Annotated in this window: 13 protein-coding genes; 6 read left to right on the top strand and 7 right to left on the bottom strand. The window is 40.7% G+C overall.

The genetic code is table 11. The annotated features are described in order from the left end of the window. Positions 1–4: 4 nt before the first annotated feature. From ACX17N_RS04355 to glnA, 5 genes are all read right to left on the bottom strand, one after another. Positions 5–1,453, bottom strand: a complete 1,449-nt coding sequence (locus ACX17N_RS04355) for an alpha/beta hydrolase family protein (protein ID WP_458891341.1) — start codon at positions 1,451–1,453, stop codon at positions 5–7. A 108-nt stretch (positions 1,454–1,561) separates the two neighbouring features. Next, positions 1,562–2,443: a 4-hydroxybenzoate octaprenyltransferase gene (gene ubiA, locus ACX17N_RS04350; RefSeq protein WP_458891340.1), complete on the bottom strand. Its 882-nt coding sequence runs from the start codon at positions 2,441–2,443 to the stop codon at positions 1,562–1,564. Between the two features lie 18 nt (positions 2,444–2,461). Then, the gene (locus ACX17N_RS04345) at positions 2,462–2,929 is read right to left on the bottom strand and encodes a chorismate--pyruvate lyase family protein (protein ID WP_458891339.1); all 468 of its coding nucleotides are present in this window, start codon (positions 2,927–2,929) and stop codon (positions 2,462–2,464) included. A gap of 68 nt (positions 2,930–2,997) precedes the next feature. Next, positions 2,998–3,273 carry a hypothetical protein gene (locus tag ACX17N_RS04340; RefSeq protein ID WP_458891607.1) on the bottom strand — a complete coding sequence of 92 codons (276 nt, stop codon included), beginning with the start codon at positions 3,271–3,273 and terminating at the stop codon, positions 2,998–3,000. A 90-nt stretch (positions 3,274–3,363) separates the two neighbouring features. Continuing rightward, a complete protein-coding gene (gene glnA / locus ACX17N_RS04335; RefSeq protein WP_458891338.1) occupies positions 3,364–4,779 on the bottom strand; it encodes a type I glutamate--ammonia ligase in 1,416 nt (471 codons plus the stop codon). Positions 4,780–5,597: 818 nt separating this feature from the next. Here glnA and ACX17N_RS04330 point away from each other — a divergent pair. Then, complete coding sequence (locus ACX17N_RS04330) at positions 5,598–6,389, top strand: transporter (RefSeq protein ID WP_458891337.1); 792 nt, start codon at positions 5,598–5,600, stop codon at positions 6,387–6,389. Between the two features lie 54 nt (positions 6,390–6,443). Here ACX17N_RS04330 and yddG read toward each other — a convergent pair whose 3' ends face one another. Then, a complete protein-coding gene (gene yddG / locus ACX17N_RS04325; protein ID WP_458891336.1) occupies positions 6,444–7,331 on the bottom strand; it encodes an aromatic amino acid DMT transporter YddG in 888 nt (295 codons plus the stop codon). A 246-nt stretch (positions 7,332–7,577) separates the two neighbouring features. Between yddG and ACX17N_RS04320 the strand changes: the two genes are divergently transcribed. The 3 genes from ACX17N_RS04320 (at position 7,578) to ACX17N_RS04310 (ending at position 9,325) form a co-directional block, all read left to right on the top strand. After that, on the top strand, positions 7,578–8,162 hold the full coding sequence (locus ACX17N_RS04320) for an NAD(P)H-dependent oxidoreductase (protein ID WP_458891335.1): 585 nt from the start codon (positions 7,578–7,580) through the stop codon (positions 8,160–8,162). Positions 8,163–8,173: 11 nt separating this feature from the next. Next, positions 8,174–8,497, top strand: a complete 324-nt coding sequence (locus ACX17N_RS04315) for a putative quinol monooxygenase (RefSeq protein WP_458891334.1) — start codon at positions 8,174–8,176, stop codon at positions 8,495–8,497. A 273-nt stretch (positions 8,498–8,770) separates the two neighbouring features. Next, the gene (locus ACX17N_RS04310; protein WP_458891333.1) at positions 8,771–9,325 is read left to right on the top strand and encodes a hypothetical protein; all 555 of its coding nucleotides are present in this window, start codon (positions 8,771–8,773) and stop codon (positions 9,323–9,325) included. Here ACX17N_RS04310 and ACX17N_RS04305 read toward each other — a convergent pair. Then, positions 9,257–10,741 (bottom strand): amidohydrolase, encoded by a 1,485-nt coding sequence (locus tag ACX17N_RS04305; RefSeq protein WP_458891332.1) that lies wholly within the window; start codon positions 10,739–10,741, stop codon positions 9,257–9,259. The genes ACX17N_RS04310 and ACX17N_RS04305 overlap by 69 nt on opposite strands. Before the next feature lie 755 nt (positions 10,742–11,496). On the opposite strand from ACX17N_RS04305, the gene ACX17N_RS04300 reads away from it, so the two are divergent. Further along, a complete protein-coding gene (locus ACX17N_RS04300) occupies positions 11,497–12,081 on the top strand; it encodes an anthranilate synthase component II (protein ID WP_100241397.1) in 585 nt (194 codons plus the stop codon). After that, positions 12,082–13,128, top strand: a complete 1,047-nt coding sequence (gene trpD, locus ACX17N_RS04295; RefSeq protein ID WP_458891331.1) for an anthranilate phosphoribosyltransferase — start codon at positions 12,082–12,084, stop codon at positions 13,126–13,128.

Below are 13,128 nucleotides of genomic sequence, written 5' to 3'. Positions count from 1 at the left end.
CAACTTAGAAATTCCCTGTACATTGCGGATTGGTACTGGCATCTTTCTGAGCATCAGTTAAGACAATTCCAGTAGCCGCAGGCATATTGCTCTGAATAAAATCTACAGCTGCGGCATTTCTACACACAATGGCTTGGGTATGCGTTGCATTAGGAACTATCGTCAGTTGATATCCATCTGCATAAGCATTTTGCGGGAAATACTTGGTCGCATTCGTTCTCATATTCGCAAACAAAGCTTGAGTCACGACAGGTAATACCGCCTGATCTTTCTCCCCTTGGATAATAAACACAGGAGTTTTTATGACTTTTTCAGCAGTTGCATTGGTTGCAGGCTGATTATCAAGCAAAAACTTCTGAACCACTGGATCCGTTTTAATTTTATTTAAATCAATACCATATTGCGCAATAAGATGTGTCGGATCTTGCAAGAAAGCCAGAACACCGACTTTAAATTGTTCTTGCAGGCCATTTGCACGATCAGGGTCTGCATAGCTTAAACATGCCCCATCTTCGCCTGTACGACCGTAGGCTTTTTCTGCAATATCAGCTGCACCAGCAGTAAAAATAGTTTTTAAATCATAATCTGGCTGATAAGCTTTAATCCCTGAGCTCGCCAATGCAGCATATGCTAATAGTTCCGCATAACCATCAGCAATTTGATCAATCATCGCTTGACCTTGTTCTGCTGTGATTACGCTATTTGCAACCGCATAACGGACTTGTTGCAATTTCTCATCTAAAATATTTAGACCACTGGCTTTAGGTTGACCATTTGCATCTAAATTAAATTGAGGATCAATATAAATTTGAATAATTTGACCTAAACTTGATGCTGGCGCAGCAGCTACAGCCCCTTTATAACTTGTATCAGTGTTGGCAAATTCAGCAGTCCCCAATGATGCATGACCACCCTGTGATTGACCAATTGACATCCATACACCATTTAATTGAGTGCCATAATGGTCTTTTGCTGCTTTCACCGCGGCTATTGCAGAATTCGCTTGGCTCGATAAATTCAAATAAGGATGCACACCAGGTGTTCCTAGGCCTTCATAATCTGGCGCAACCACCACATAACCTGCGGCTAATAAAGTATCCGCTAGAATCTTAAAGCGAGGATTCAGTAAATTTTTACTTGGTGCACAACCATCACCTCCCCCCACTGTACCGTGCTCCCATACCACAACACGATAACCATCTTTAGGTTGAATGGCTTTTGGAAACAATACCATGGCAGTGGCTGTTGCCGTTTTCCCTTGCAGATTCGTCATATTGTAAGTCATGACTTTAATCGATGAAGAATTATCTATGGTGTCTAATGAATAATTGCCTTCATATAAGTAAGTTTTTTGAGTGTCCTGCGCAGTATTATCATCATCGTCATGGCAAGCCGTTAAGAACAGACTCGAAAATGCAAATGTCAGTGCCAACGCTATTTTTGTGCGCTTCATAAAGTATCCTTTTCATCTTTGTTGTTGTCCGCATGAAACTACATGCAAATTGATTAAGGCATAAAAAAAGTGCCCTGTATAGGACACTCTTTTAACCACATAGTCATTTTAAACAGTTAATTCTAAAAAGATTCCTATAAAAATCAGCATTCCCACCCAGCGATTGTGACGGAATGCCCAAAAACAGATTTGTGGATTTCGATCTTTGGTTTTGACGGTTTGATATATAAAATCACCTGCAACCATCAGCAAAGCCAATAAACCAAATGGCATCAATAGCTGCTGTAAATACAGAGCACTACCGATTAAAACTAGACTCAAAACCTGCAACAACGCAATAATTTGAATATCATATCGCCCAAACAATATCGCGGTAGATTTAACCCCAATCTTTAAATCATACTCACGGTCAGTAATGGCATATTGCGTATCATACGCCACCGTCCAAGCCAGATTACCGAAATAAAGTAGCCAACAGGTTAAATCTGGCGTTACCCCGACTGCGGTATACGCCATTGGAATTGACCATGAAAATGCCGCACCCAAAAATACTTGCGGTAAGTGGGTATAACGTTTCATGAACGGATAAATAAAGGCAAGAAACAAAGCACCAAAAGACCAATAAAAGGTTTCTATGGGTAAAAACAACAACATACCTGCACTGGCCAAAACCAAGACTAGAAACACATATACCGCTTCTTTCGCACTAATGATGCCTGTTGCCAAAGGTCGTGTTTTGGTTCGTTCGACATGGGCATCCACTTTGCGATCTGCAAAATCATTAATTGCGCAGCCTGCTGCACGCATAAAAATAGTACCCAAAATCATGGGGATAAGGATACTTAAGCTTGGCATACCGCTATTGGCAATCCACAGTGCCCACATGGTTGGCCAAAAAACCAATTCAGTACCAATCGGCTTATCAAAACGACATAAATAATAATAAGCTTCTAAGCGTTCACGCCAAGTAATCTGTTGCACCGTAGCCATGAAAATCCTTCAAAAATTTCACAATTTGGTTTTGCGAAGATACTGCAGAAAAGCAGGTAAAAATGTCTCTTGCACAATAAATTTGCAACCGTGCCAAGTATAACAACTTTGTCGGGTCCAGCCTTCATCCAGCCAAATCACTCGGCGCTCACATTTCGGTTCAGTTCGATCAAACAAGAACCAACCAATCGGTTTTGTACCGATATGCTTAAAAATTCTGGCACGGCGCTGCAGACTTTGAATCGGGAAAATACTTTTGGCTTTGACCCACGGCTGCTGTTCACATCCATACAGATAGCTTTCACGCACCCACGAGGTGTGATGGAATGGCACTTGCATCCATGTCGCATCAATAAAATTCAAGCGCTGAAAATGCTCTTTTACCGGCTTAACACTGAACTGACCCTGCGCAACATCAGTTAATTGCTGAGTTAATGAACCAGAGGCTTGTAGCCATGTTTTTAGCTCAGCTGGAATTTGCTGCATAAATTTACCTACGCAATCACGCTGTGTAACTTGTAAAGATTAATCGAATTAAGTGAATACAGAATTATTTAACAATTATCGGTCTTGGCAATGATTTCAAACTGCCCATTAGGCAACTTTTGTAAAATAAAACCTTCCGTACTGATATAAAAACTTTGCGGATAGTCATAATCCAAAGCCATTTCAGGACTTTTTAAACCTACAAACTCTACCTGCTTATACCCCTCAGCTGTACGTGCGACCTCTATATACACGACGGGTGAAAAGTTTAATTTAAAACCTTTAGTGTGATCTTTGACATCGACCCAAGGATAAAAGCCGGTCTGTTTTTTCCGCTGTGCCATAAATTTGAAGACTAAATTTCTATGTGCAACCATGATACAAAAAAAACCCGCACGAGGCGGGTTTTTTTACAGTCATTCTTCTTAAAAGAATTACAAGCTGTAGTACATGTCGAATTCAACTGGGTGAGTTGTCGTGTTAAGACGACGTACATCTTCAGTTTTAAGTTCGATGTAAGCATCAAGCATTTCTTTAGTGAATACACCGCCTTTTAATAAGAAGTCGTGATCCGCTTGAAGTGCTTCAAGAGCCATATCTAGGCTATGCGCAACTGTAGGGATTTTTGCTTCTTCTTCAGGAGGAAGGTCATACAAGTTCTTGTCTGCAGCTTCACCTGGGTGAATCTTGTTTTGAATACCGTCGATACCCGCCATTAACAATGCCGCGAAACCTAAGTACGGGTTCATCATTGGATCTGGGAAACGAGCTTCAATACGCTTGCCTTTAGGGCTAGAAACGTAAGGAATACGGATAGAAGCAGAACGGTTACGTGCTGAGTAAGCAAGCATAATTGGTGCTTCAAAGTGTGGTACTAAACGCTTGTACGAGTTCGTAGAAGGGTTAGTAATGGCATTCAATGCACGAGCGTGCTTGATGATACCACCGATGAAGTAAAGCGCCATTTCAGAAAGACCAGCGTATTCATCACCTGCAAACAAGTTCTTGCCGTCTTTAGAGATCGACATATGAACGTGCATACCTGAACCGTTGTCACCAACCATTGGCTTAGGCATAAAAGTAGCTGTTTTAGCATATTGGTGCGCAACGTTCCAAACTGCGTATTTGAACTGTTGTACTTCGTCAGCTTTACGTACCATTGTGTTGAAGCTTACACCAATTTCTAATTGGCAAGATGCAACTTCGTGGTGATGTACTTCTACACGACCTGGCCCCATGATGTCTTCAATTTTTGCACACATGTCTGCACGCATATCGTGTGAAGAATCTACAGGAGGAACTGGGAAGTAACCACCTTTAACACGTGGACGGTGACCAGAGTTACCTGATTCATAGTCTTTACCCGTAGACCATGCTGCTTCTTCAGCGATCAATGTATGGCGAGCGCCAGACATGTCGATGTCCCACTTCACTTCGTCAAATACGAAGAATTCTGGTTCTGGACCAAAGAATGCAGTATCACCAATCCCTGTAGATTTTAGGTATTCTTCTGCACGACGTGCAATCGAGCGCGGGTCACGGTCATAACCTTGACCAGTTGATGGCTCAATAACGTCACAAGTAACAACTACTGTAGGCTCAGCAAAGAACGGGTCGAGGAAACAAGTTTCAGCATCTGGGCGTAAGATCATGTCTGACGCTTCAATACCCTTCCAACCAGCGATAGAAGAACCATCAAACATTTTACCATCTTCAAATGTATCTTCGTCGATAGTATCTGCTGGGTAAGTTACGTGTTGTTCCTTACCTTTAGTATCAGTAAAGCGGAAATCGACCCATTTTGCGCCACTTTCTTGGATGAGTTGTAGGACCTTGTTCGCCATGCTCATTTTGCTCCGATGATTTTTTGTTGCACCCGTGGAGTGCGTGTTAGTAGTTGGCAGTTATAAAGCAATTCTCATACCAACTTTCAAAAAGCAAAGCTAAAACATTGAATTATTTATCAGAATACAAAATTTTCAAACTTTGCTTTGACCCTATTATACTGTTAGAAAAATGAAATGCACCATATTCAAACATTTTCATTATTCGGTTTAAAACCATGACACAAAAAGAACCAAAATAGTGCAAATTAATGTGAATGACATAATGCGGTGCATTTTTAAGATTAAAATACAGACGATATTTTGATTTAATAATAATGCTCTCCGCTACTTATCATTTTTTCTGATATTTAATATTTAATTACATCGACCAAATGCATATTTCACTCAATTTTTTGGGCTGTGAAGCCCCAATCCACTATGCCTTCACTGTATCGGACCATCCTCTATCCCAATAATGCACCACTTTATGACAATTAAAACCGGACATGCAAAAAACAAGAATTGTCTCAATCAGCCCCATCTAGACTTGGCCAAAGAAAGCTTAACAACACTTAGGCTGTTGATAAAAATTCGCTGAAATTATAGACATGATTAGAAATTTGACCAATACTACAAAAATGGATGGCAACTACATCTCCTTATCATAACAAGACGTATATTCAAGGTAGGAAGCAAACATCTAGAGAAATAAATGTTGCTAATAAATAACTTCAGAACCTGTAAAACAGGAACATTAACAAAAATTGATACAGCTTAAAATTTACATCTAATCGTCATACTTGAAAACAATGTAATACCAGCTGATCACCCAGAGGTAGATTATGAAAAAAAGTATATGTTTTGGTATTTGTACTCTTCTTACCGCAACTAGTTATGCCGCAGATACGGCGGATCTGGCCAAACAATTATCCAATCCCGTCGCCAATATGGTAAGTGTGCCTTTTCAGTTTAACTATGATGAAAAAATCGGTGCAAATGAAGACATAGAACGCTATCAACTCAACATTCAGCCCGTTATTCCGATTAGTTTGAATGAAGACTGGAATTTGATTTCACGTACTGTGCTGCCTGTTGTGGTGCAAACGTATGGCGATAGTGCTAAAGATGATGATTGGGGAACGGGTGATACGGTACAAAGTTTATTCATTTCCCCTGCTGAACCCGGTCCTGGTGGCATTATTTGGGGGGTGGGTCCTGCCATGCTATTTCCGACTGCTTCCGAAAAGACCTTGGGCGCAGATCAATGGGGTCTTGGACCGACAGCCGTCGTGTTAAAACAAATAGAAGGCTGGACATTAGGCACACTTGTCAATCATATTTGGGCGGTTGAACATAAAGACAATGCCGAAGGGGTCAACAGTACTTTTATTCAACCTTTCGTCAGCTACACTTACCCAAGCAGTTTGACACTGACACTGAACACTGAAACCACTTACGATTGGAACAGTGAAGATGCAGTGGTCCCGATTAATATGACTGCAACTAAAATTGTGAATTTGAATGGACAATTGATCAGTATCGGTGGTGGTGTACGTTACTGGGCTGATGACACAACTGGTAGCGCTAAAGAATGGGGTGGTCGTTTAATTGCCTCCTTTATTTTCCCCAAATAACATCGTCCCTATTTCGGCATAATCAAAAAAAAGGAGATCAAGCATCTCCTTTTTCTATGTGCGAATTCGGGTCGCCCACCAACATAAAAATGAACCACAGCAGACCAAAACTGCCCCCTGCCAAAAAGACCAAGTCAGTTCTAAATTGAGTAAATGCATCGCAATCAGCGATGAAATAATCGGGGTAAAATAGGACGCAGCAGTCAGCAGCTGGATATTGCCATGCAAAATGCCTACATTCCAAGCGGCATAACCCAATCCGAATGCCGCAGCACTCAAAAATAAATATATTAGGGTATGCAATTGCACATCAGGAATTTCGAAATTCCCGATCCATATAAATTTAAGCCACAAAGCCACAGAGGTCAGGCAGAAAAACAAGGCTATGGCATTTTGACCGTTACCCAATTTCTTGGTGACTACACAATAGCTAGCCCAAATAAAAGCCCCGATAAAGGCCAGAACATAGCTGATAGGATTCGAGGCGATGTTGTATGTAAGCTGATGAAAACTAAACTCGCCATTCCCCACTTGGACTTGAATAATGCCAAATAAAGTCAGCACTATTCCCAATAGCACTAAAGGATGAAATTTTTGCTCGCGAGTCAAGATTAAAAGCAAGACCGTGAGGCTGGGCCATAAATAATTAATAATACTGACTTCAACAGCTTGCTGACTGTTTTGCGCAAAAGCCAAAGACAGTGACAAACATAACTCATAAGAAACAAACAAGCCTGAACCCAAAAGCAAATATTTTTTTGGAAATGCACTGAATTGAGGAGGTCTAAATAAAATCAATAAGATGATTGAACTCAAGGTATAGATTAAGCAAACCCCAAGTATTGCACCAAAGCCCTCAGTGACCTGTCTTAATAATCCTACAATAGAAGCCCAGAACAAAATGGCACATAAGCCAATCGCTGTGGCTAAACGCGGCGACATATAGCTCAACTTAGTCTTGGTAAAATTCAGCTGAATGTAACAATAGACAATGCTGCTTACAACTGTATTTAAAATTATTCAACTTTTTCAAAAATTTTACGCATCACCTTTATCGGACAGATACAGGGCTGATTGACATAATTGTTGATTTTTACTCAATAATGTTTTGCAGATTCATTACTTTTTCAAACTTAATCTCATTTTTATACTCACGCCTAAATTGCAACATAACACTTAGGTCTTTTCATGCAGAATATTTTGATTGTGAATGGCGCAAAACAATTTGCACATTCAAATGGTGAACTGAACAATACCCTGACTACGTTTGCTTTATCACATCTTGCACAACACGGTTATACGGTGAAAGTGACTCGTACAGATGCTGACTATGATATTCAGCAAGAAATTAGCAACTATGTTTGGGCAGATGTGATCATTTACCAAATGCCAGGCTGGTGGATGGGCGCTCCATGGACCATGAAAAAGTATATTGATGATGTTTTTACTTTAGGTCATGGCACTTTATATGCCAATGATGGTCGCTCCCGTAGTGATGTACACAAGAAATATGGTTCAGGCGGACTCATTCACAATAAAAAATATATGTTATCGCTCACTTGGAATGCCCCCCTTGAAGCCTTTCAAGATCAAGCACAATTCTTTGAAGGTGTGGGTGTGGATGGCGTCTATCTGCCTTTTCATAAGGCCAATCAATTTTTGGGCATGCAAGCTTTAGAAACCTTTATTGTCAATGACGTCATTAAAGCCCCGAACGTCCCGCAATATTTAGCCGCTTATCGCGCACATTTAGATAGACATTTTGCAGTATAAAGGACTTCATGATGCTGACCGTGATTGCAGAAATTCAAATTAAAGACCGTGCTGAACATTTTGACACTGTGCTAAATGCTTTTAGAAAAGTAACGCCATTGGTGTTAAAGGAGTCCGGCTGTTATGGATATGAGCTTTATAAGGATCTAGATAACAAAGCTCATTTTCAGTACACGCCTAGCAATTCGATTATTATGTTTGAAAAATGGCAGTCTTTAAGCCATTTGGAACAGCATATGCAAACCGCACATATGCAAGAATTTCAAGCGATGGTCAAAGATGCGATTCAGGACACCAAAATTAGAATCATGCAATGCGGTTTACCCCACATTTAACGCGATTCTCGTTTAGTCATGATGCAGAAATGTCCCCTACATCCTGTAAAAAACAAATAAACAGCCTGCACCTAGCAGGCTTTTCGATAATAAATATTTTGGGTCATGTCCTGTGCACAAGATCAGAAATTTTGAGAAAAAAAACTCAGCTTTAAAAATAGGATAATCAGCTCAAAAATAATGCAAGATTAAAAAAAAATATGATATAAAAAAAGTCTACCAGCGCTCTTAATAATTAATACACAACAATGCACCTAACACTGGAGTATAACTATGAAAATTAGAAATGAGAAACTTCTATTAGGACTACTAACAGCAACTTCTCTATTTGTCAGTGCAGACGCTTTTGCTGAAGGGACAGCATCAGCAGCAACAATAAAAGCCAATAAAGAGGTATTAAACTCCTTACCTTTTAACGACACCGAAGATTTTAAAAATGCAACCCGTGGTTTTATTGACAAACCAGCATCATTAGTTATTAAAGATACGAAGGGTAATATCGTTTGGGACATGGATAGTTACACCAAATTTATTAGTATAGATAAACCCGCCCCTGCTACAGTCAATCCCAGCCTATGGCGTAATGCACAATTAAACGTACAGTATGGCTTATTCAAAGTTACAGATAATATTTATCAAGTCCGTGGTTATGACCTTTCCAATATTACATTTATTAAAGGTAAAACTGGCTGGATTGTATTTGACACCGGCATTTCTGCTGAAACAGCAAAAGCTGCGTATGAATTAGTGACCAAAAATTTAGGAAAAAGACCTGTGGTAGGCGTGATAAGGGCTGACACGTTCTGCTGGTCCAATCACATCGCCTGAGCGACTAATGCGGTTGACCGTTGCATATAAAACCATCAGGCTATTGGGTAATGCAACGGGTGCATCATGGTGTTGTGTAAAGATCATGCCTTTATTTAAAGCTGTTTGCCCTGGAGAGATGCGATATGCGCGTTCTTTGCCAAAGGTAACATCACGATGCCAATCTCCCCAGTAATAGGTATGCATTGCAAAGAATGAAGGAATGATCTGCAATTGCTTCATACGATCTAACTGGTCAAACCGAGCCGTCTGGGCATGAATGGCAACGCTTCTTCTGTCGTTATTACCATATTTTCGAGCGGCTTTGTCCACGGCACTGAGATATTCATCTAAGGCTGCATCCCCATTGGTATGCGCTAAGATCTGCCAATTATTTTTATAGGCCGTTGCAACCAATTGATCAACTTTACTTTCATCTGGAATTGCAGGGTAACCTACATATGTTTTCGGCTGCCCTTCTGGCGGAATCAAATAGGGCTGAGTTAGCCATGCAGTTCGCCCTTGGGGTGAACCATCCAAAGAAAGTTTGGCGCCCGCGATCCGAAAATGCTTGCTATAAGATTTTTGTGTTCCATGGCTCTCTAAATAAGGCTGTTGCGCCTGAATATCCGGATAACAAGCGATATCTACCGTTAAACGATTTTGTTGCCCCAAATCCTTCCATGTTTCGCAAATATCGGCTGTGGCTCGTCCTTCTTGCAAGGTTGTATATCCAAAGCGGAGATAGGCATTAATACCGGCAAGGGCAATTTTTTCATTTGCATCTTTATCGTATTTCGCCATGATTGCGAATAAGGGCTGAAACATTGCCATTTCTTCTAGCACACCATTTGGCACATTCGAATTTTTCTCACGACGAATGACACCACCAGCTGGATCCTTCGTATCAGCCGTATAGCCTGCCAACTCTAGCGCTTTATGATTCATCGCCCCCAGATGCCCTGATTGATGAATAACTAAGACAGGATCCTCTTTCGAGACTTTATCCAATTCATCCGCAGTAGGATGACGCAGTTCTTTTAATTGCGCATCGTCATAACCAAATCCAATAATCCACTTATATTTACCGACAATGTTCTTTTTATCGGTTTTCCATTGCCTTAAGTTTTGAATAAGTGAATCAATGTTATTTACATTACCATCTGGTGGTGCAAGTAAATTAGCAGCGATCGCCTGAAATCCTGCATTATAAGCATGTCCATGCGCATCAATAAAACCTGGCAGCAGCGTTTTACCATCCAGATTAATTTCACGGCTTTGAGGTGCAATTTTCCGAGCATCGGCCACATCGCCAACAAAACTAATTTTACCTCCCTGAACAAGAATCGCTTGTACATATTGAGGTTGATCTCCCACCATCGTCACAATATCGCCATTAAAATAGAGTTGCGATTGTTGAACTGGTGGAGATGACATACACGCGACCAATGGGAAGATCAAAGGCATTGTTATTAATAATTTTTTCATTATTTTATAGTGTCTATTGTTGAATCAAAAATAGTTTATACCAGATTGCTAACGGAATATAGCGCCTATTTTTTACACACAAGATGTATATTTAACAAACGCCTTACCCTCCCCTAATCCGCCCAGCAGATTCAATTATCTTAGCCAACTTTAGCTAAGAACAACCCAGCCATCATCCCAATCAGCGAATATAGTACGCAGCCTTGATGATCTCTTCGGTTTCTGTCTATTGATAGTATTATATATCTGATTAAATTATATTTTTTCATGATAAACCAAGGAAAAACGAGCACAAGTAAGTGAAAGTTTGAGGTCGCTTACTTAGTTACTTTGGTTAATGTTGCTTTCGAAATTTTCGAGGGTCTATGAATACTATTAACCAGTACTCAACACACAGCGAAAGAACAAGATGGATTGAATACAAGGATTTTCCCCGATCCTGAATATCCCCCAAGAGCTCAATAGGTGAATGCATGCTGAACAATATTACAAACTATTTTAAGAAGGTTCAAAGCGTGACTGCCCACTTTCTTATGTTCAGTCAGTTGTCACAAACCCATCAGAATCTGCTACAGTAGCCGCTTAAGAAAGCGGCTTTATTTTGTTCATTAAATAAGGGAGCTTTCTTCATATTGAGTATTCAATTGAGTACCCAAATAGTAATTTTTAAATACTTGCATAAATTTCAAAAGGTTGCAGAAAAAATGCTTCTCATGATCGACAATTATGACTCTTTTACTTACAACATCGTCCAGTATTTTGGCGAGTTGAACCAAGAAGTGAAAGTTGTCCGTAATGATGCCGTGACCTTGGAGGACATTGAACGATGGCAACCGAAGTATTTGGTTATTGGTCCAGGCCCTTGCTCACCGAGTGAAGCAGGTATTTCTATTCCTGCCATTCAACATTTTGCAGGCAAAATTCCCTTGCTTGGAGTGTGTCTAGGCCATCAAAGTATTGGGCAAGCTTTTGGCGGCAAGATTGTTCGTGCCAAAACCGTTATGCATGGTCGTTTGTCGGACATGTATCACAGTGATAAAGGCATTTTTAGCAATCTACCTTCGCCATTTTCAGCAACACGCTATCACTCTTTGGTGATTGATCAAGCCAGCTTACCAGATTGCCTTGAAGTGACTTGCTGGACTCAAGAAGCCGATGGATCAATGGAAGAAATTATGGGGGTTAAACATAAGACGCTGCCTGTTGAAGGCGTGCAGTTCCACCCTGAATCGATCCTCAGCCAACACGGACACCAAATCTTCAAAAACTTTTTAGAGATTTATGCATAAATGAATATTCAACAAGCTTTAAATCATATTACCAAAAACATCCATCTGACCCAGCCACAAATGGAAGAAGTCATGCGTACCATCATGAGTGGCGAAGCCACAGATGCACAAATTGGTGCACTCATGATGGGATTGCGCTTAAAAGGCGAAAGCATTGATGAAATTACGGCCGCTGCGCGTGTGATGCGTGAGTTTGCCACAAAAATTGATGTCAGCGATGTCCCTAATCTAATTGATATTGTGGGCACAGGTGGTGATGGTCAAAACTTATTTAATGTCTCCACTGCTTCTGCTTTTGTGATTGCAGCAGCCGGGGCGACGATTGCCAAACACGGTAACCGCGGTGTTTCAACCAAATCTGGTTCTTCTGACTTATTAGAACAAGCAGGTATTAATCTTGATTTAAACATGCAACAAACTGAACGTTGCATCCGTGAAATTGGGGTTGGTTTCCTGTTTGCACCGAACCACCACAAAGCCATGAAATATGCAGTCGGTCCACGTAAAGAACTCGGTATTCGTAGCATCTTCAACTTACTCGGCCCGCTTACGAATCCGGCTGGAGTAAAGCGTTTGGTCATTGGCGTGTTCTCCAATGAACTGTGCCGCCCTATCGCAGAAGTGATGAAGCAACTCGGTGCAGAACACGTGATGGTGGTGCACTCGAAAGATGGGTTAGATGAAATTAGCCTTGCCTCTTCAACCTATGTGGCTGAACTAAAAGATGGCGAAGTGACTGAATGGGTGATTCATCCTGAAGAGGTCAATATTGAATCACAAACTTTAAATGGTTTGATCATTGAAGATTCTGCTGAAAGTTTAGCGCTGATTAAAGATGCCTTAGGTCGTAATAAATCTGATCGTGGTGCCAAAGCGGCGGACATGATTGCCTTGAATGCAGGTGCAGGCATCTATGTGTCTGGTTTAGCCAGAAGCTACAAACAAGGCGTGGCGTTGGCACATGACATCATTTATGGCGGACAGGCTTTAGAAAAAATGAGTGTACTGTCTGAATTCACAAAAACACTCAAACAATACGAAGCTTAA

This window comes from Acinetobacter sp. GXMZU3951, from assembly GCF_054457875.1.
The sequence above is the reverse complement of the archived record's forward strand: the minus strand, read 5'-3'. Positions and strand labels throughout refer to the sequence as shown.

Coding starts and splice junctions, on each gene's coding strand:
- ubiA (WP_458891340.1), bottom strand. CDS start 2,443: ATGGCTACGGTGCAACAGATTACTTGGCGTGAACGCTTAGAAGCTTAT.
- glnA (WP_458891338.1), bottom strand. CDS start 4,779: ATGAGCATGGCGAACAAGGTCCTACAACTCATCCAAGAAAGTGGCGCA.
- ACX17N_RS04345 (WP_458891339.1), bottom strand. CDS start 2,929: ATGCAGCAAATTCCAGCTGAGCTAAAAACATGGCTACAAGCCTCTGGT.
- ACX17N_RS04305 (WP_458891332.1), bottom strand. CDS start 10,741: ATGTCATCTCCACCAGTTCAACAATCGCAACTCTATTTTAATGGCGAT.
- ACX17N_RS04310 (WP_458891333.1), top strand. CDS start 8,771: ATGAAAATTAGAAATGAGAAACTTCTATTAGGACTACTAACAGCAACT.
- ACX17N_RS04355 (WP_458891341.1), bottom strand. CDS start 1,453: ATGAAGCGCACAAAAATAGCGTTGGCACTGACATTTGCATTTTCGAGT.
- trpD (WP_458891331.1), top strand. CDS start 12,082: ATGAATATTCAACAAGCTTTAAATCATATTACCAAAAACATCCATCTG.
- ACX17N_RS04320 (WP_458891335.1), top strand. CDS start 7,578: ATGCAGAATATTTTGATTGTGAATGGCGCAAAACAATTTGCACATTCA.
- yddG (WP_458891336.1), bottom strand. CDS start 7,331: ATGTCGCCGCGTTTAGCCACAGCGATTGGCTTATGTGCCATTTTGTTC.
- ACX17N_RS04315 (WP_458891334.1), top strand. CDS start 8,174: ATGCTGACCGTGATTGCAGAAATTCAAATTAAAGACCGTGCTGAACAT.
- ACX17N_RS04340 (WP_458891607.1), bottom strand. CDS start 3,273: ATGGCACAGCGGAAAAAACAGACCGGCTTTTATCCTTGGGTCGATGTC.
- ACX17N_RS04330 (WP_458891337.1), top strand. CDS start 5,598: ATGAAAAAAAGTATATGTTTTGGTATTTGTACTCTTCTTACCGCAACT.
- ACX17N_RS04300 (WP_100241397.1), top strand. CDS start 11,497: ATGCTTCTCATGATCGACAATTATGACTCTTTTACTTACAACATCGTC.